The organism is Eubacterium sp. AM05-23 (assembly GCF_003477535.1).
Taxonomy (GTDB): Bacteria; Bacillota; Clostridia; order Eubacteriales; family Eubacteriaceae; genus Eubacterium; species Eubacterium maltosivorans.
Genome location: NZ_QUDF01000005.1, coordinates 288,546 through 308,017, shown reverse-complemented (window position 1 = coordinate 308,017; position 19,472 = coordinate 288,546). Strand labels below are relative to the sequence as shown.

Here is a 19,472-nt window from a genome sequence, read left to right as displayed (position 1 = left end):
CGGGTCAAAAGGCAGGCTTTTTTAAAAAGTTTTAAAACAGCGCTTGACTTTCCAGTCACTGGAATGTGTATACTTAAGTCATGTTCGAACAATGAATTACAAAGGGAGGAACAAAATGCTGACCATTGGTGCATTTTCAAAAATCAGTAATGTTACCACTAAAACACTGCGGTATTACGATGAAATCGGCCTGATCAAACCGGTTTATGTCAATGATGAGAACGGATACCGTTATTATTCGGCCACCCAGCTGGAGACTGTTTTGCTCATAGGCAAGCTGAAATGGTACGGCTTCTCACTGGACGAAATTGCCGAAGTGCTTAAGAATCCCGAGGATAACACCTTTATTCTCTCGCAGATCAGGGAGAAGGAGGTAGTTCTGAGGGAGACAGCACAGCATTATCAGATGCTTCTCTCCTTGCTGGAAAAAGATATTTCAAACTTAGAAAGAGGTAAAAACATTATGGCCTATTTAGAACAGATTGAAGTCAAGCTTGTTGAAACTAAACCCATGCCCATTTTATCCATAAGGAAAAAAATGAATGTCAAGGATTCGCAAAAATATATTATGGAGCTGATGAAAACCGTTCAGGATAAAGGGCTCACGCTTACCGCTGGCCCCATGAGCATTTTTCACGATGAGGTTTATGATCCTGAAAACTATGATATGGAGGACGCTGTCGCCATCAGGGAGGCGGAGGAAAGCACCCGTATCTTGGAAGGGGGCTTCTGTGTCATGTCCGTTTTAAAGGGCGCTTATACCGAATTGCCTTCTGTTTACGCAAAAATAAGAGAATGGATTGAGGATGAAGGCTACACTGTTTCGGGAGCCCCCTATGAGATTTACCAGACCGATCCAACGCAGGTTCTGCCTGAAGAGAATATTACAGAGATTTATGTCCCGATAAAAAAATAAGCGTGGCAAATGTCCTGGCTGTTATAAAACAGCCAGGACATTCTTTGCTTTTATACTAAAAAATTAGGCCAGATCACCAGCTGCCTTGACTTTCAAACGGCTGGTATTGCCGGGATAGTAGGCCAGAGGAACATCCTCAACATCAATGATGGCTACGGTCTCGGGGATTGCTCCGGCCTCAACAGCCAGGTTTGAGGCCTCTGCACGGGCGTTTTTAAGAGCTTCATCCCTGGGAATTTCATCATAGGATATCAGCTTTTCATAGGTCCCGCTGACCTTGGAGATGGCTGAGCCGATGGCATTGGCAATACCAAAATAGTCTGGTTTTGCTACCTGGCGGGCACCTGCCAGCTCTTTTGGAACAATGATCGAACCGCCACCCACCAGTACCACGTCGATAGCATCGTTGGAAATTTTCATCTGGTCAATACTGTCTTCGATCATTTCACGGATAACAGCCATAGCGCTCTCGGCAAAATCCAGTTCAATGCTGTCTGTCCTTGAAGGATCGCCCACCTCGGCCATACCCAGACGGACTGCAATGTCGGTGGCAGTTATGGTATTGCCACCGAAAACCAGGGCTTTTTCAGTTATCTGATAACCCACACTGTCTGGCCCCACGGTGATTTCGCTGTTTTCTTCACGGACAACAGACCCGCCGCCGAGGCCGATGGATATGACGTCTGGCATGCGGAAGTTTGTCCGTACACCGCCAATGATGGCGGCAACGCTGCTTTCTCGCGGAAAATCATGCTGAATGACTCCGAAGTCTGTTGTAGTGCCACCGACGTCGATGACAACAGCGTCGTGGAGACGGCTCAGATAGGAGGCGCCGCGGATAGAGTTGGTAGGCCCGCAGGCGATGGTGAGGATAGGGTAGCGTCTTGCAAAATCCATGGTCATTAAGGTACCATCATTCTGGCTCAGAAAAATATCGGCGTTTTCAATGCCTTCGTCTGCCAGACTTTTGGCAAAGCCTTCAGTAAAGCTTTCGGCAACCTCATACAGGGCAGCGTTCAAAATGGTCGCATTCTCTCTTTCAACAAAGCTTAGTGTTCCGATTTCACTGGATTTTGAAATGTGGACATCGGGTCCCAGCACTTCTCGGGCCAGCTCGGCACAGCGGTCTTCATGCTCGTTCCGCACAGGGGAGAAAACGCAGGAGATGGCAATGGACTGTGTTTTACCTTTGATATCTTCAAAAAAAGCGCGTGCGCCAGCTTCGTCAAACGGGGCAATTTCTCTGCCGTCAAATTCGTAACCACCGGCTACTGTCGTGGTGGCAATGACAAAATCAGTCAGATCTACCGGCCAGTCCACCATGGGCATAATGCCCTGCATAGCCGGCGCCGCCAGACGAATTACAGCCACTGGAGCCAGCTTTTTACGCTCCACAATGGCATTGGTACACTGAGTGGTGCCGAGCATAGCCTGATTAACCTGTGAGCGATCAATATCGGCTTCGCGAAGCACATCCTTCAAAGCGCCCAGAATACCCGAATAAATATCTTCGGAAGTGGTGTGCTTAATGCCTGCGATGATGTTTCGATTTTCATCTACGACAACGGCGTCAGTATTTGTACCGCCAACGTCAATTCCTATTTTATACATTTATGCGTTCTCCTTTCCAGATAAGCGTTCTTCCAGCGGAATATAATCTGTATCACACCCAAAATAACGCGGCCCGACCATTTCAAGCCCCTGTGGTGTGCGCCATAGATCATAGCAGGGCAGTCCTACGGCCATAACCCGTTTGCCATATTTTAAGGCGTCGGTCGTCACAGGAATAAAGGTTTCCGTATCGACCAGGCAGATCAAGTCGGGAACCGTTGCCTTTATACGGCCATTGACGGTTACGGTCAGGTTTTCGTTTTGGAAGGTTACCTCGGCCTGTTGCCCGCGGTACTCAGAAATGCCGTCCAGCATAACATGGCCCAGGTTAAAAGCGCCGGTGGTTTCACGCAGCACATCGGTTATTTTGCCCTTGAAAATTTTGTAACCGCCGGTCTGCGTAAGAAAGCTCGCTTCAGGTGTTCTGTTTTTATCAAGCTGCTTGATGCCCCTGATGGCAGCGCCCAGCTTTTGGGAACGGGTGATGATATTTTTGACGCCCCATTTTTTCATGGTAGCGCCATCCATGCCATACAGGGCAATGCAGACAGATCCGCCGCAGGTCATGGTGACCGCCCGGGCGAGGTCTTCGGTCCATTTGTTTGTGATGGTTTCAAAGATACAGGTATTGCCCTTTTCATCGGTCAGGGCCATGGGGGTAGCACTGACGCCGCCCAGGGTAAAGGTGACCATCTGAAGCTCTGGAAAGGCCCGGCCCATACCATCGACATCCACGAGGGGGATGCCCAGGCGGGCTGAGGCTGCAATGGGCAGCATACTGTTGACACCGCCGGCTTCGATGGGAAAGAAGCCCTTGATTTCTTTGCCGTAGAACTGGCTGACCATATCGTAAAGGCGTTTGTACTCGCTGCCGTTTATGCCCTTTTCGGCCAGTACAGTGGGCGCCCCCATCATGGCGATGGGAATAACCAGGTCATCGTCACCGATTTCTTCAGGGTCCATCATGGTGACGTCGCCGCAGGTTTTGACGGCATCCATGGCCATGAGCTTGCCAATGTAGGGATCGCCACCGCCGCCAGCGCCCAAGAGGGACGCGCCCAGGGCGATGTCTTCGATTTCGTTAATACCAAGCGTTCTCAATTTTAATTCTCCTTATTATCCGGTTTATTTTCAATGATTACAGTATAAACAAATTGAAAATAAAAGTAATGGGCCAATGGGATAAAATAAAAAAGATGCTTTCGTCCAAAAGGACAAAGGCATCTACTGGCCGTCCAGCAGTCTTCTCACAGACAAGGCTGTATAAAGCAGATTGCTTTCGGGCATTTTAGTCACCGGGTAACCAAGAAGGCTGTTGATTTTATGAAGCCGGTATTTTACCGTGTTTTTATGCAGGTACAAAAGTTCTGCCGTCATGGTGACATTGGCCTGGGCGTCGAGGAGGTAAACTGATAGGGTGGCAAGCAGCTCTTCCTGTATGTTGGAGTCGCTATGGAGCAGCGGCTCGAGGGGAGCGGTGACTTGCCGGACCATGGCTTCGCCTCTGGCGATGGTCTCAGCACAATCTGCGGCAAAGCCCAGTTCTGCCTGGGAGACAAGGGAACTGGCAGGGTAGAGGGTCCTAGTGTTTTTTAGATGGTTTTGATAGAGCAGAAAGCTCTTGCGCACACTGGCGGTATCGGCTTGGTTGGTAAAAAAGCCAAAGCTAACCGGAATGGATTCTTTTTCCAGACAGGCCATCAGGTTTTCGGCATGGGCCAGCATTTGTGAGGATAGCGGCGTATCCTGGATAAAGAGCACCACGGTGTTGTCATAAATATCTGAGGGGCCTGTCAAATGCTGGCTCTGCATAAAATCACGGCAGATTTTTAGAATCTGTTCATTGAGCAGTGCAGATCGGTCGTTGTCTGGCCGGACAAGCCACATGGTATGGATCGACGCGACGTCGATGCCCAGAATATCAGCCAGCCGGCGCATTTTCAGGGGTTCGTCATTTAAAATTGAACGGATTAGCTCGCTGTAGCCAATGGTGCCCTCTTTTTTATTCCAAATATTGATAAAAAGGCGCAGCACTTCGGCGGCATCCTCAAGGGCGGATAGGTTTTGAACAGGATTCTCTGATATCAGCGCCAGATTCATTCTGGGAGTATTGTCGGTCTGAACCGGCAGAACAGTGCTGTACAGCGTTAGGTTTTCTTCCTTTAATACAAGGGGGCCAGAGTTCAGACCTGCCTCGGTAAGCGCTGGCAGAATATTAGAGAGATAATCAGCTGCTGAGATAGGCCAGGCGGCAATTTCAGGATGTGTGAGGGCATGGTCAAAAAGAATCAGGGAGGAACGAAGGCGGTCGCTGAGCATGCGCAGCACATTGCCAAGGGTACGTCTGTTGTCTGGAAGCTGGGTAATGCGTTCCAGCATGGCGCTCACAAAATGGGGGTCCTTGTTCTGGTCCATAAAGATGGTTTCCATGGTCTGGGTGATAACCTCGCTGTATCTGAAATCTAGCCGGTTTTCTGGCATATAGATGAGTGGAAAGCCCAGGGTATCGGCCATCTCAACGAGCTTTTTATCAATGCATGGCAGGTAGATGCCAACATAATAAAGGATAAGGGCCGCCTCGCCCCCATCACTTAGCCGTTTGAGCACACGGCATTGTGCATTGACATCATCCTTAATATTGATGAAGCCACTGAGGACAATCTCGCTGCCTGGCACAAAGGATGGATTTTCAAAGAAGCTGTCTACCAGGGCGCCAGGGTCGGCATACTCCAAAACAGAGATGGAGCCTACAAAACGGTCAAGACCGGTATGGCCGCCCGCCACACGGGCTTCCCTGAGACAGGGCAGCTTTAATAAATCAGCTACAGTGACGCTCATTGCGAAACCTCCAAAGAATTTAATGGGCTTATTATAACACAAAAAGGATTTTTAAGCTTTCATTCAGCTTTAACGTTAAATTTAAGACAATCCACTGGTTTTGTCACTTTTTTTGACAAATGTCTGGACTCGTAAGGTGACAGCTGGTCTTTTAGGGTATTATACTTACCATAACAAAAGTGAACCATCGAAGGGAGTTATGAATCATGAACAAAGATAAATTAGGTAAAGCTCTGGCTGCTGGCGCCGGTGCTGCTATGGCGGCAGCTGCAACAGCAGCGACAGTGGCAGCAACTAAAAAAATGCGCAGACAGCAGCAAGAAGAAAGTGAAAACGCGGTCCAGAACCGTGATTACGGTGATAAGCAAGTCTACTTTGTGGGCGGCGGTATCGCCAGCCTGGCCGGAGCCGCTTATCTGGTACGTGACGCTAACTTTAAAGGAGAAAATATCCATATTCTTGAAGGGATGGATATCCTTGGCGGAAGTAATGATGGTATCGGCACGCCGGAAAAAGGCTTTGTGTGCCGCGGAGGAAGAATGCTGAATGAAGAGACTTATGAAAATTTCTGGGATTTATTTTCATCCATTCCGTCTTTAGATAACCCGGATCGTGATGTCACCACAGAAATCCTGAACTTTGACCATGCACATCCAACCCATGCGCGGGCACGTCTCATTGACAAGGACGGGAAAATTTTAGATGTCTACAGCATGGGCTTTAATAATGAAGACCGTATGGCCATGGCCAGGCTTTTGGCAACTCCGGAAAAGGATCTAGACAACCTGACCATCGAGGATTGGTTTAACCGTACACCGCACTTTTTCGAAACCAATTTCTGGTATATGTGGCAGACCACCTTTGCTTTCCAGAAATGGAGCAGCTTGTTTGAGCTTAAACGCTATATGGAAAGAATGATTCTTGAATTTAGCCGTATTGAGACACTGGAAGGCGTTACCCGTACGCCCTACAACCAATATGACAGCCTGATCCTGCCGCTTAAAGCCTACCTGAAAGATCACGGTGTTCAGTTCGAGATTAATACCAAGGTTGTGGACATTGACTTTAAAGATGGCGAAGGGATTACCGCAACTGCCATTCATATAGAAAAGAAGGGTAAACCGGAAGAAATCATTCTGAAGGATGGCGATGTGTGTATTGTCACCAATGGCTGCATGACAGACAGCGCAACACTCGGTGATATGAAAAAACCAGCGCCGGAGCCAAAAGAACTCTCCATGTCTGGCGAGCTGTGGGGTAAAATTGCCGTGAAGAAAGCCGGACTCGGCAATCCAGAGCCTTTCTTTGGTAATGTGCAGGAGACAAAATGGGAAAGCTTTACGGTTACCTGTAAGGGCAATCAATTCCTGAAGATGATCGAGGATTACTCCGGCAATATTCCCGGAAGCGGCGCTTTAATGACCTTTAAGGATTCCAGCTGGCTTATGAGCATTGTCGTGGCCGCTCAGCCGCATTTTAGAAACCAGCCCATGGACACCACAATTTTCTGGGGCTATGGCCTGTACCCTGACAGGGAAGGCGACTATGTTAAGAAGCCCATGAAGGATTGTACCGGAGCGGAAATTTTGAAAGAGCTGATCTATCAGCTTCATTTTGAAGAACATGAAAAGGAACTGATGGACTCCGTTGTCAATGTGGTACCGTGCATGATGCCATATATTGACGCCCAGTTCCAGCCAAGGGCCATGAGTGACCGTCCTGCAGTGGTTCCGGAAGGCTCCACCAATTTTGCCATGATCAGCCAGTTTGTAGAAATTCCTGAGGATATGGTCTTCACAGAGGAATACTCCGTAAGAGCTGCCCGGACCGCGGTCTATACTCTGTTTGACATTAAGAAACCCATTATTCCCGTTACGCCTTATAAACGCGACCCGAAAGTTCTGGCAAAAGCGCTGAAAACAGCGTACCGTTAAAACTAAAAAAGAAACGCCGATTTTTCTGGCAGGCTTTTGCCTGCCTTTTTTATTGTGTAAAAGCAATATTCCCGGTATAATAGAAAGTAATCATAAAAAGGAGACGGTGTGGATGTTTAAAAAATTGATTAAAGTCATATTTGCAGTGCTGATTGTCATGACCGTTGGGCTGGTTGGCGTATCTTTTTTTGCCCCAAAGGATAAGGATGCTGTTACAGATGAGCAGGTAAGTCAGACAATGGCAGAGGATCACTTTTTATCCAATCCTTACAGCGGATTTTCACTGCTGGGTGTGGATGAGAAAAAAACTTACCTTCGGCTGACAGATAAGCTGGACAATTATGAAAGTGCAGTAGAACTGGGCGATAACAAAATATCGGTAGACAGCCTGAACCGTGTCTGGACAGCCATTCAACAGGATAAGCCAGAATATTTTTGGCTGGACAGCTACACCTATCACTATGACCAGGAGACAGGGATGGTGACAGACGTCAGCTTTAATTTTAATTACAATACCGATGAGATCAAGCGGCGTCAGGGTGAAATTGAGGCGGTGACAGCAGGTATAAAAACCGGCATTTCACCAGAAATGGACGACTACGCCAAGGTCAAAACGGTTCATGACTATATCGTCAGCCATACCGAATACGATCTGGATTCAGAGGACAATCAGAATATATGCTCAGTTTTCTTAAATAACCGTTCTGTCTGTGCCGGTTACAGCAAGGCCTTGCAGTATGTGCTTAAGGATATTGGTATCTTTTCAAATTATGTTACAGGCAACGCAGTGGGAAGAGGCCCCCACGCCTGGAATCTGGTACAGATGGACGGAGAATACTATTATGTGGATGTAACCTGGGATGATCCGAGCTTTGATGATATTACCTGGGAGGACCCGGCCCTTCGGGCAGACCCGCCGCTGAGCATCGAGTATGTTTATTTTGGACTCACAACAGAAGAGCTTTTGAAAAGCCATACCTTTGATAATACACTGAGCACATATCCAGGCTTCACGGCAACAGCGGATAATTATTATGTCAGAGAAAATATGCTTTTCGATTTAAATAACGACGACGAACAGGCGCGTTTTATTGACACCTTAAGGGATACTCTCGATAACGGCGGCGTTATGGAGGCCAGGTTTACAGAAGCAGGTATGGTGGACCGCGCCCTGACCGGTATTGAGGAGAGCGATCTTTTAAACGAGTCAGGCGTCCGCTACCTGAGGTATGATGAAAATCAGGTTCTGATTATCTGGCGACCCTGATATTACTTTTAAATTTAAGCTGAAAGTGCTACAATATGGCAAAATGATTGAAAGAAAGGTGCCCCGGACCGATGATCCGGGGCGTGGCATGTCTTATGCAGTTAAATGTAAAAAAAACAATGTCTCTTTTGGGAATACTTCTGCTTATGTCGCCTGTTTTATTCTCACGTATGGCCATGGCGGAAGGACAGTCCACAGATTCCCTGAATATTGAAAACGGCAGTATTTCCATTTCAGAAGTGGGAAGAGCCACACAGGCTGGAAACACCTATACCTTTTCCAATGACCGAGGTCTCCGGCTCACCGGAACCAGCGACCAGTACGGTGTTACCGTCCGTTACGGTGTCGGCACTGGCAACCCTGTCAATCTCAAGCTTGATAATCTTCAGATTGACACCAGCAAAAATGATCTGTGTGCTTTTTCAGTTTTGGAAAATGCCTCGGTTGTCATTGAGCTGATGGATGGAACAGATAACCGACTGACCAGCGCGGATTATTTTGCCGGCCTGCAGGCGCAAAACCTTGGCGGAAAAGCCGGAGAAGTCCGTATAACTGGAACAGGCAGTCTGACATCCACTGGAGGCAGAGGCTCAGCCGGCATTGGCGGCGCCCAGAATATTACACACTGGTATGGCACGGGAGGAAACATCAGCATTGACAGCGGAACCATTACTGCCACAGGCGGTGAGGAAGGCGCTGGTATTGGAGGAGGCTACAAGGGAGACGGCGGTGTGATCCGTATTTCCGGCGGCACAGTAACCGCCCAGGGCGGCAAGAATGCTGCCGGTATCGGCGGTGGACATTATGGACTGGCAGGAAGCCTTGATATCACTGCTGAAAATATAACGGCCCAAGGCAGTGATGGCGCCGATTCCATCGGAAACGGTGCGGATTACACCGAAAAAAACGCTGGTGAAACCGTCATTGAAGTTCAGCAGTCAACGGACGTGAAGGTGGACGCGGTTCCAACAGCGTCGCCCGCCCAGACGGCACCCCAAAAGCAGGAAGAAGCCAGCCAGGAGAACCCCGCGCCAGTCAAAAAGGCAAAAGCAGGCAATATTTTGCTTTCCTTTGGTCTGCTTTTACTTCTCATGGGAGCAGAGCTTGGCCTGTGTAAAAGGATGGAAAAACACTGTGCGGAAGATGAAAGCAGCCAGGGCTATAGGAACCCTTAACATCCTAAATATAAACAATAAGGTAAGAAATGAAAGCAAAAGAAATTTTCAGCATTCCCAACATTTTATCCTATGTACGCATTTTATTGATCCCAATGTTCATTGGGATTTACATCAATGCCCAAACGACCCGGGATTATTATCTGGCGGCGCTTATCATCCTGATTTCTGGGTTGACAGATTTTGCGGATGGTCAGATCGCAAGGCGGTTTAATATGATCACAGAGCTTGGCAAGGCGCTGGACCCGGTGGCGGATAAGCTCACCCAGGCGGCCATTGTTTTCAGCTTGATGTTCCGCTACCAGAGCATGATTTTTGTGGTTATTCTATTTGTGATCAAAGAACTTTTTATGCTGGTCAATGATCTTGTCCTTATGCGCAAGGGTAAGAAGCTGGGCGGCGCTATGTGGTATGGCAAGGTATCTACGGCGGTGTTCTATGTGCTCACCTTTATTCTCATCGCGTTTCCGGAAATCAGTACAGTATGGGCGAATGTGCTTATGGGCGTTACAGGTTTTTTCCTGCTGCTGTCCTTTATTATGTACGGACGTGTGTTTTTTCAAATGTACCGTGAGGCGGCTGAGGAGAAAAAGAAACAGTAAAAAAGCCATGAAGTGTTTTTAGATATGGTATAATGATATAGAAATGACAGAAACAGGAGGCATATATGCAGGAAATTAAAATTGGACGAAATGATCCCTGCTGGTGTGGCAGCGGTAAGAAATATAAAAAGTGTCACGAGGAAATGGATGAAAAGATCGCGGGCTTCGCGCTTAAGGGACATATGGTGCCAAAGCGAAGTATGCTCAAGACACCGGAGCAGATCGAAGGTATCCGGGTCAGCGGGAAGATTAATATCGCTGTTCTGGACGAAGTGGCCAGCCAGATTAAAGAAGGCATGACCACCGAGGAAATTGATAAAATCGTTTATGATACGACTGTGAAAATGGGCGGGAGGCCTGCCCCTTTAGGCTTTGAGGGCTTTCCGAAGAGTGTCTGCACATCCATTAACGAGGAGGTTTGCCACGGTATTCCGTCAGAGCACATTGTTCTGCGGGACGGGGATATCATCAATGTGGATGTGTCCACCGAGTATAAGGGCTATTACTCAGACTCCTCCCGTATGTTTTGCATTGGAGCAGTAAGCCCCGAAAAGAAAAAGCTGGTAGAGGTGACGAGAGAGTGTGTCAAAAAAGGCCTGGAGCAGGTAAAGCCTTGGAATTTTATGGGAGATGTGGGCAACGCGGTACACGAGCACGCGCTTAAGAATGGTTATACCGTGGTTCAGGAAATCGGCGGGCATGGCATCGGGCTGGATTTTCATGAAGAGCCCTTTGTCAGCTTTGTAACCAGACCTGGCACAGAGATGCTGCTTGTCCCCGGTATGGTTTTCACCATTGAACCCATGGTTAATATGGGAACTGATGAAATATACCAGGACGATGAAAATGGCTGGACCATTTATACCGATGACGGGAAGCCCTCGGCACAGTGGGAGGTTACTGTTGCAGTGACCGAAACAGGCCATGAAGTGCTGGTATATTAAAAAGGAGAAGGACCAGTGAAGCTGAAGAAAACAACCCTGAACGCAGTTTTGAAACATTTTGATCTGGAGCCATCGGATTTTGGAAGTGCAGTTGCCCGCGCCTCAGATGGCTATGCCGTTGAAATTTCAGAAGATATGCTTTGGCAGAAGGATGTGGTGCTGGTCTTTGAGGCTGATGACAGACGGTTATCCCTGCGGGTGTATGTCCGCAGGGAAAGAGCCATGTACTGTGTACGTGATGTTGTGAGCCTGACCCTGCTGCCCAGGGCGGAGACAGTACCTGTGGAGTCGGTGTTGTTCTTTGATACGGCAGTGCAGGGTATGAAAAAAGAACTCTATATAGCTTATGGAGAAGATGCTGAAGCCGTTAAGGCCGCTGATTTCCTCGATGGTTATTTTGAGGAGAAGCCGGAGTTTATCAAGGCAGAAATGGTCGATGGGCTGGTCAAACGGGAGCAGTATTCAGTATTCAGCAAAGGATTCTTAAAGCTGACGGGTAAAAACGCCATACAGTTTACAGCCCCCGATTTGCCAGCAGGTATGCGGATGAAGGGAATACAGACCCTGTACGTTGGAAAGACAGCGTCTGTCAGCCTGAAGATGGCTTTTGAAAAAAGCGAGCGCAAAGAGCTTCTGGGCAGAGCTTTTCTGGAAGACATACTGCCAGCAGCAGACCGCTTAAAACTTACGGGCACAGATGGCACCCGGGTTGAAATCGATCGTCAGGATGCGCTTGGAGCGCGTTTTTATCAGGAAACAAATGGAACGGCGTCGTGTGAAATAAACGGGAAAACATTTAAAAATATCCTTAAGCTGGAGTCCTGCAGGGCGCTGCCAAAGCTTTCAGACAATTCAGGAAGCCCGTCCGGCAACAAGCTGGTTATGCGTCTGGAGCCAGTCTCTCAGATCGAGCCTCTTGGCGTTATCGATGGCGAAGCCTCAGAGCTTTATACACCAGGGGGCCTGTATCAGAAGGCAGGTACCCTTCGGTTTTATCCGCAGTGGGACGAAGAGGGAAAGCTCTGCGCGATTGTGCCGGGGACAACTTTGACAGACAGCGCTGTTAGCGGGCAGACAACCCGGAGCCTTGCAGTTGGGAAGGATGGAGGCATGTTTAATATCGGCAGTAACCCCATTGAGCTTCGGGGAAATACGATTTTTGGCCGGCGGCTGGATGGAAACCCTTTTGAGATGGCCGGCCTTTTTATCACTGAACCCGAAACCACTATTATGAATACAGCCTGGGATGCCCTTGAATGTCTGAAAAATGATGAAAAAATTATGATTATTGAGCTGGATGGCTTTGGACTGAATATTTACAGAAAGGCTCTGTCCTTAGGTAAACTCCCCTTTCTGTCAGCACAGCCCATGCAGCGTGCGATGACAGTGTTCCGGCCAGTATCCCACTCCGGTCTGGCTGCCATGCTCACCGGGACAACACCAGATGTCAACGGTATTCATAACCGAAAGGGCCGCACGTTATTAATGCCCGATCTCTTTGAACGATGTATGGCCATGGGGAAGGAATGCACCTATATCGAAGGCTATATCAAGCTTATCAACACCTCGGAGGAACCGGTGCTAAACCCCAGCCGGGGAGACTCTACAACGGATAAAGCTGTTTTTGAGTCTGCGCTCAGGGCAGTGAAAAAACGGCCAGACCTTCTTTTTATCCATTTTCACGGGATCGACGATGACGCGACCACCTACGGCCCATATGCCAGCGAGACCATGGAACGGGTATTAAAAAATGATGCCATGGTAAGCCGGTTGGCAGAGGAGTGGGCTGGTAGCATCATCGTTACCGCTGACCACGGGCTTCATGAGGAGAAAGACTTTAACAGCAGGGGAAGCCACGGCATATTCTGTGCGGAGGATATGCTGGTGCCCTATATTTACATTAAAAAGGACCATTCAGAATGAAGATAAAGACAGAAGATGTGCGCGGCGCAGGCCTGACAACGGTTTGCGCGAGTTTTAAAAAGAGCCGGCAGGCCCCGGAAAACCGGAAGTATACAGGCGTTTCATTTAAAAGGCTCGCAGAGTACACAGGCCACTCCCTTTCAAAGGAAAGTATCTGTGTTTTCAAAGCCTCAGACGGATTCAGCATTGCCCTCACCGGGGAAGAGGCAATGGATACGGAACAGTGCTTTATCGCGGTAAGCGAAGCTGGAGAGGCCTTGACACTGGAGGCTGGAAAGCCTTACTGCATGATGCTGATGCTAAGGGATGCCACCAGCCAGCGCTGGTGCCGCTACCTTGATGAAGTGGATATCCGGGAATGATTGAGAGGAACAAAGATGAAAGTAATATCAATCTGTGGTATTTCGGACAGCGGCAAGACAACGACTGCCGAGCATATTATAAAAGAATTGAGGCGGCGCGGCTACAGTGTGGGCTCTGTGAAAGAAATCCATTATGATCAGTTTAAAATGGATACAGAGGGCAGCAATACTGACCGCCACAGAAAAGCAGGTTCCCAGCTGGTGACCGCCAGGGGAAAATATGAAACGGATATTTTGTTTCAGGAAAAGCTGCCGGTTCGGGATATTCTGGCCTTTTATAATTTTGATTATGTGGTGCTCGAGGGCGTTGCCGATGCCCGGGTGCCAATGATCCTGACGGCACACGAGGCACCGGAGCTTGATGAGCGGTGGAGTGATTATGTTATCTGTTGTGCAGGGCGCATTGCCAGAACGTTAGACACCTACAGAGGCCGTCCTGTCTTTGACGCCAGAACTCAGACGGAAGCCCTGGTTGATCTGATTGAGTTAAAAACCTATCGTATTCTTCCGGATTTTGATAAAAACTGCTGTGATGCCTGTGGCTATGGCTGCGATGGGCTTGGATCCGCAATTTTAAAGGGTGAAGCCAGAGAAAAAGACTGTATAGTGCGGACTCGGCCTGAGGTGGATGTAAAGATTAACGGACAGCCCCTCGAGATGGTTCCCTTTGTCCAGGACATTATCAGGAGCGCAGTGACTGGTATTGTGGGAGAGCTGAAGGGCTATGAGGAAGGGGCCACCATTGAAATCAGCATTGGAAGAAAGTAGAACCTTCGAAAGCCGGAGGAATATCGTAAGTCTGGAAAAAGGGCGGATTAAAAAAGTTTTCAGCGACGCTGAAGCCGCGCACCACGAATGGAGTATTCTCATGCTTCTTTATAAAAGAGGTGTAGCAGTGCCGGAAGTTCTCGAGCTACGGGAAAATGTACTGTATCTGCAGTACTGTCCCGGGCCTTTACTGCTTGACCGCGTGCTTGCACTCGAGCACAAAAACAGTGCGGAGAGTCTGAACAATTTGTGCACAGAACTGGCAGACTGGTTTGATCGGTTTTATCAGGCAGTGCCCGGTCACATCCGAGGAGATGTCAATTTCAGAAATTTTATCGTCGGTGTTTCAGGTGTGATCGGCATTGATTTTGAGGCCCTGCCCACCGGTCAAAAAGAGATGGATATGGGCGCTATGCTGGCTTATTACGCGGCGTACAGCCCAGCTTTTACCACTCAAAGGACAAGGAGCGCCGCCATTATGTTCAATGTTTTTTCAGAAAAAATCCTATTGGATAAAAACAAAGTTCTAGAAGAAATACATATTGCTTTTAAGAGGATGAAGAAGCGGCGAAAATGCTTTGATACCCGTATTGTAGAAAGCTGGTTAAGCAGCTTTGAAAAAGAGGTTTGAAATGAAGGATAAACGATATTTAAAAAAACAGGTGCTGTATTTTTTGTACCGCGGCGCGATATGGGTGCTTTGGCTGTTGGTTTTTTGGAATATACTGATGTTATTTAATGAAGTCCTGGCGATTATTTATTTTCCAGACTTACCAGTGTGGAATTTATTTGTGCTTCTTTTTATGCTGACAGCAGATTTTCTTATAACACATTATATTTTAAAAAAGTTTGAAAAATGGATTGGAGAACATTGTTCCTTTAAAAACTATTTCAGAGAATTTCTGATTTAAAAGATAAATAATGGTATTATTCTCGATTAAATAAAAACCGCATGGACACTGCTGTTTGCGGTGTCCGTGCGGTTTTTTATATTTTGTCTTCTTTTTCATCGCGAACGTATTCCAAAATATCACCGGGCTGGCAGTCAAGGACATCGCAGATTGCGTTGAGGGTCGAAAATCGAATGGCCTTCACCTTGCCGGTCTTTAAATTGGACGGGTTGACATTGGAAATGCCAACCTGCTTTGCCAGCTCATTGAGGGATATTTTTCGGTCTGCCATCACACGGTCCAGTCTTAAAATAATAGCCATAACGCCCTCCTATAAAGTTTCATCGGATTCCTGCTGGAGGTAAGTACCATAGCGAAAGATGTAGGCAATGGCAAGCACCAGAAAACCGGCGGCAATTAAAATGATACGGAAACCATCATCCAAACCAAAAAGAAAGAAACGTGCGCCCAACAATGAGGAAGCTAAATTTACTTTTATGATCCTTTGGACAAACGCTGCCAATACAGTGCCGCTGCCAACGATAACCAGCTGTACAAAGGTTTTATTGCTGAAAGGTGAAACATCATTACATATTCGGTGAAAAATGGACCACAGCAGGGTTGTGAGGAAAACAGTCAAACCAAGAATAATGATGTGGTACCAGGCCTCAAATTGAAAAAAAGCTTTTGGATTTTGAGGCATAAAATGAGGACTGTAAAGCTTTGTGTCAAGTAAACGCAACATCTCTGCAAATCCCATTTCGTCCATTGGAATTGGCCGGTCCCAGGCAATAGCAATCTTTAAAGCGTTACTGTCAGGGGCAATTTGATAGGCAGTAAATTGATTTTCAGGAATAATTAGGATCATGACGATATGGTATAGATTTTTTCGACGCTCCGACGTAAAAGGTGGTCCTTCTAAGGACATACTATAAAGGAGTTTTCTAAGCAGAAACCATATGATACCAAACAGAAGAATAACAGACAAATTTGTCCATAAAACAATTTGCAATGCTGCCTTTGGGTGGGATGGTAAATTAGAGACCCCAAAATCTGTATGTGGAAATGGACTTGCATATAGAATAATTTTACTGGCAGCCTTGACAACCGGCTGAACAGATTCCGGATAGTACAGGATAACCGTTTTTGTAATATCCGACGGTTTGGTAATCTCAGCTGCTTCATAAACCTCGCCAGGGACTGAAAGACTAAGAGCTGTGAACGTCAGCCCCGTGATTAAATTAAAAATACAAAGGGCCAGAAAGACTGTGACAATTGAGCGCAGAATTATATAACGCTTTTTTAAACCGTTTTCCATAAGAACACCTCCTTTGCTTTTTTAAGTTTATTATAAAATTTTACTTGATATCTGTCGAGAAAACTTTAATTTTTATCATTAAAAAATAAATGATAAAAATAAAAACATCCGATTGGTCATAAAGATAACTTTTAAAAAAGTCATTCTTCAGAAGAAAATCGAATGTTTATATTTATTATTTCAAAGAAAACTGTAAATGTATGCCAAATACATCATTGTCAAGAGACGCACTGATACTGCCGCCCATACGGGTGGCAAGGCGTTTGGCGATGGAAAGGCCCAGGCCGGTGGTTTTACGGCTTCTGGACACATCGGTGGTGTAGAAGCGGTCAAAAATATAGGGAAGATCATCAGGGGTGATGCTGTGCGTACTGTTCTCAAAGGTGATATTCACAGCGTGGTTCTCCGATACGGCTTTTACGGAAAAATGACCTTCGCCGTGGGTCAGGGCATTGCTTAAGATATTGCTGAAAATCCGTTTGAAGGCATCGGTATCACCGGTGACGATAAAGGGATCGTCAGGAATCTGGATTTCCGGTTCACTGTCCTGGCTGCAAAAATCATTGTAAAACAGAGCCAGAGTATCGCGCAGCACATTGCCTAAGTTGACTGGTTCCTGGGCAAGAACCAGCTCATCCGCCTCAATGCGCGCAAATTCAAAAAGCTGGTCTAGAAGCTTGCGCACAGCCTGAATCCGCTGCTGAACAATTTTCAGGTACTCGACTCGGGTTTTCTCAGGCAGATCAAAATCCTGAAGCATCTGGATATAGCCTGAAGCAGAAGTGAGCGGGGTGCGCAGGTCGTGTGAAATGCTTGTGATGCTGTTTTTAAAGCTGCGGTTTGCCTGTGTCATGCGGATCTCAAACAGGCGGTGAGTCTCCAGCAGGGCATTGATGCTTTCAATCAGAGCTTCCACCTCCTTATCGGGCATGGCGGCAGTAATGGGCAGGTTGGTATCCTCATTTTGTATAAAATGATTTTGCCGTATAATATCCCGGATCTGTCTTTTTAAAAGCAGGCAGTGAATAACGGAAAAGAGGGCGGCGCCCCCGAGGATAATGCAGAGTATCATGAGTGATGTTTCCATAAAAACCTCACATAATGTCCCGTTTTTTAAAAACGGCAATACCTGCCAGCGTAGGCAATAAAATATAAACCACCATAAGCGCCAGGGTTTGCAGTACGACCAGGCCGCTGACTGTGTCAAATTCAAGGCTGGAAAGCGCCTCGGCGATCCAGATGGTGAGCAGATTAAAGCCTGTGGCATGGAAAGCGTTGCCGACAGATAAAAAGGCAGTGACAAAAATGAGCAGACAGATATTGACGGCCACTGTGGGGCTGGTCTGCTTGATGAGTACAGCGGTCATGACAAAGAAGGAGGCCAGACCGAGGTGCAGCAGGGTCTGTAAAGAGAGCCGATAGGCCAGCAGACTGACGGTCTGCGAATTCAGCGAGCTAAAGCCCCAGCACAGGCCGCTGAAAAGGACAGCGCTGAGTACGGCCAGTACAACGAGAAAAAGGGTTGCAGTCATGACGGTGATAAGCTTTGAGAGATAGATATCGCGTCTTTTAAAGCCCTTTGACACAGTGTTACGGAGTGTGCCGTCCCTGAAATCCGCGCCAATATACAGAGAGATAAATACTGCCATTAAAACAGTGGTGACACTGCCGGAAAGCGCTGTTTCGATAAAGGAGCTGGCATTGTAATTTTGCATGGCCTCGATTGTTTTAGCCAGATTTTCTGAGCTGTTTGACAATCCAAAGCGGATGCCAAAGCTGTTGTTCTCTTCAATACGCTTCTCAGATTCCTGCAGAGCGGCAGGGGACATGTTTGAAAAAAGATCGGCGGAATAGAGCTGTCCGACGGCTACAAAGGCCATAAGCGCCACGCAGAGAATCATGCAGACCCTGAAGGACTTTGCCTTAAAAAGCTTGAAGAGATCAGAACGCAGCAGGTTAAGCATGGTCTTCACCACCTATCATGGACATAAAATAAGCCTCTATATCCTGACCGACCGGCGTGATGGACTCGACCAGGATGCCGTTTTGGTTAAGCTCCCGGTTGACAAGGCCGCTCTGGTCCACATAGTCGAAAAGACGGATGGTGTTTTCTGGAAGAATGTCATAATTGTCTGTACCCAAAAGGGTTTCAATCAGCATTGCAGCCTTTTTAGGCTGGTCAACAACCATCTTCAGGCAGCGCTGACAGCGTGTTTCCAGCTCCTCGTGGTTAAACTCGTCGATAAGCGCGCCCTCGCGTATGATGCCATAACAGGTAGCCAGCTTTGACAGCTCGCCGAGAATATGGCTTGAAATAAGAATGGTCACGCCCCGTTCCCGGCTGAGCTGTGTCAGGACAGTGCGGATTTCTGCAATCCCTCTTGGGTCGAGGCCGTTGGTGGGCTCATCCAGAATCAGAAAGTCTGGACTGCCCAGGAGGGCCATGGCAATGCCGAGGCGCTGGCGCATCCCCAGGGAAAAGTGCTTGACCTTTTTGTGGTCAGTGCTGCTCAGACCAACGGCTTCAAGTGAATCGGAGACAGCGGTGCTGCTGGTGATGCCGAGCAGACGTCTGTGGGCCTCCAAGTTATTCGCTGCGCTCATATTGCCATAAAGACCGGGCGCCTCAATGATACAGCCTGTCCGCTTGCGGTGCTGTTCCAGCTCTGTGCTGTCAAAGAGGGTCATTGTGCCCTCAGTCGGAGGCATAAGGCCTGCGATCAGGCGCATAAGGGTGGTTTTTCCCGCGCCATTACGCCCGATCAGGCCGTAAATATCGCCCTTCCGGATGGTCATATTCACATGATCGACGGCATGGCGGCCCTCGCTTTTTCGCTTTTTATGCCGGGCAAATCCCGCAGGTGGGAAAATTTTTGTAAGGTTATGAGTTTTCAGGATGGTGGACATGGTTTTTGATCCTTTTC

The 19,472-nt window shown here is 47.7% G+C and carries 18 protein-coding genes; 10 read left to right on the top strand and 8 right to left on the bottom strand.

From position 1 onward, the window contains the following. The first annotated feature begins 115 nt into the window (after window positions 1–115). Window positions 116–916, top strand: a complete 801-nt coding sequence (locus tag DW091_RS09090; RefSeq protein WP_118518003.1) for a MerR family transcriptional regulator — start codon at window positions 116–118, stop codon at window positions 914–916. Window positions 917–979: 63 nt separating this feature from the next. Here DW091_RS09090 and DW091_RS09085 read toward each other — a convergent pair whose 3' ends face one another. From DW091_RS09085 to DW091_RS09075, 3 genes are all read right to left on the bottom strand, one after another. Then, window positions 980–2,527, bottom strand: a complete 1,548-nt coding sequence (locus DW091_RS09085) for a hydantoinase/oxoprolinase family protein (protein WP_118518002.1) — start codon at window positions 2,525–2,527, stop codon at window positions 980–982. Continuing rightward, on the bottom strand, window positions 2,528–3,628 hold the full coding sequence (locus tag DW091_RS09080; RefSeq protein WP_118518001.1) for a DUF917 domain-containing protein: 1,101 nt from the start codon (window positions 3,626–3,628) through the stop codon (window positions 2,528–2,530). A gap of 123 nt (window positions 3,629–3,751) precedes the next feature. Continuing rightward, window positions 3,752–5,365, bottom strand: coding sequence for a PucR family transcriptional regulator (locus tag DW091_RS09075; RefSeq protein ID WP_118518000.1), 1,614 nt, complete (start codon window positions 5,363–5,365; stop codon window positions 3,752–3,754). Window positions 5,366–5,667: 302 nt separating this feature from the next. On the opposite strand from DW091_RS09075, the gene DW091_RS09070 reads away from it, so the two are divergent. The 9 genes from DW091_RS09070 (at window position 5,668) to DW091_RS09030 (ending at window position 14,971) form a co-directional block, all read left to right on the top strand. Next, window positions 5,668–7,299 carry an oleate hydratase gene (locus DW091_RS09070; RefSeq protein ID WP_342026588.1) on the top strand — a complete coding sequence of 544 codons (1,632 nt, stop codon included), beginning with the start codon at window positions 5,668–5,670 and terminating at the stop codon, window positions 7,297–7,299. A 112-nt stretch (window positions 7,300–7,411) separates the two neighbouring features. Then, window positions 7,412–8,566 (top strand): transglutaminase domain-containing protein, encoded by a 1,155-nt coding sequence (locus DW091_RS09065; protein ID WP_096919770.1) that lies wholly within the window; start codon window positions 7,412–7,414, stop codon window positions 8,564–8,566. 95 nt (window positions 8,567–8,661) lie between these two features. After that, on the top strand, window positions 8,662–9,741 hold the full coding sequence (locus tag DW091_RS20700) for a hypothetical protein (RefSeq protein WP_147365283.1): 1,080 nt from the start codon (window positions 8,662–8,664) through the stop codon (window positions 9,739–9,741). A gap of 29 nt (window positions 9,742–9,770) precedes the next feature. Further along, entirely contained in the window at window positions 9,771–10,343 is a 573-nt protein-coding gene (locus tag DW091_RS09055) for a CDP-alcohol phosphatidyltransferase family protein (protein ID WP_118517998.1), read from the top strand. A 65-nt stretch (window positions 10,344–10,408) separates the two neighbouring features. Beyond that, window positions 10,409–11,287 (top strand): methionyl aminopeptidase, encoded by an 879-nt coding sequence (locus DW091_RS09050; protein WP_058694378.1) that lies wholly within the window; start codon window positions 10,409–10,411, stop codon window positions 11,285–11,287. A 15-nt stretch (window positions 11,288–11,302) separates the two neighbouring features. After that, complete coding sequence (locus tag DW091_RS09045; RefSeq protein WP_118517997.1) at window positions 11,303–13,210, top strand: alkaline phosphatase family protein; 1,908 nt, start codon at window positions 11,303–11,305, stop codon at window positions 13,208–13,210. Next, on the top strand, window positions 13,207–13,572 hold the full coding sequence (locus DW091_RS09040) for a molybdopterin-dependent oxidoreductase (protein ID WP_118517996.1): 366 nt from the start codon (window positions 13,207–13,209) through the stop codon (window positions 13,570–13,572). The genes DW091_RS09045 and DW091_RS09040 overlap by 4 nt, the downstream gene beginning before the upstream one ends. A 15-nt stretch (window positions 13,573–13,587) precedes the next feature. Next, window positions 13,588–14,340: a molybdopterin-guanine dinucleotide biosynthesis protein MobB gene (locus DW091_RS09035; RefSeq protein WP_118517995.1), complete on the top strand. Its 753-nt coding sequence runs from the start codon at window positions 13,588–13,590 to the stop codon at window positions 14,338–14,340. Continuing rightward, a complete protein-coding gene (locus DW091_RS09030; protein ID WP_158577863.1) occupies window positions 14,327–14,971 on the top strand; it encodes an RIO1 family regulatory kinase/ATPase in 645 nt (214 codons plus the stop codon). Before DW091_RS09035 ends, DW091_RS09030 begins: the two co-directional genes overlap by 14 nt. A 356-nt stretch (window positions 14,972–15,327) precedes the next feature. Here the strand turns inward: DW091_RS09030 and DW091_RS09020 are convergent, their stop codons facing one another. From DW091_RS09020 to DW091_RS09000, 5 genes are all read right to left on the bottom strand, one after another. After that, window positions 15,328–15,552: a helix-turn-helix transcriptional regulator gene (locus DW091_RS09020; RefSeq protein ID WP_118517992.1), complete on the bottom strand. Its 225-nt coding sequence runs from the start codon at window positions 15,550–15,552 to the stop codon at window positions 15,328–15,330. Between the two features lie 9 nt (window positions 15,553–15,561). Beyond that, complete coding sequence (locus tag DW091_RS09015; RefSeq protein ID WP_118517991.1) at window positions 15,562–16,548, bottom strand: DUF2975 domain-containing protein; 987 nt, start codon at window positions 16,546–16,548, stop codon at window positions 15,562–15,564. 175 nt (window positions 16,549–16,723) lie between these two features. Then, window positions 16,724–17,635 carry a HAMP domain-containing sensor histidine kinase gene (locus tag DW091_RS09010; RefSeq protein ID WP_074616771.1) on the bottom strand — a complete coding sequence of 304 codons (912 nt, stop codon included), beginning with the start codon at window positions 17,633–17,635 and terminating at the stop codon, window positions 16,724–16,726. A gap of 7 nt (window positions 17,636–17,642) precedes the next feature. Then, window positions 17,643–18,512, bottom strand: a complete 870-nt coding sequence (locus DW091_RS09005) for an ABC transporter permease subunit (protein WP_058694387.1) — start codon at window positions 18,510–18,512, stop codon at window positions 17,643–17,645. Then, window positions 18,505–19,455 (bottom strand): ATP-binding cassette domain-containing protein, encoded by a 951-nt coding sequence (locus DW091_RS09000; RefSeq protein ID WP_058694388.1) that lies wholly within the window; start codon window positions 19,453–19,455, stop codon window positions 18,505–18,507. The genes DW091_RS09005 and DW091_RS09000 overlap by 8 nt, the downstream gene beginning before the upstream one ends. Between the last annotated feature and the right edge of the window lie 17 nt (window positions 19,456–19,472).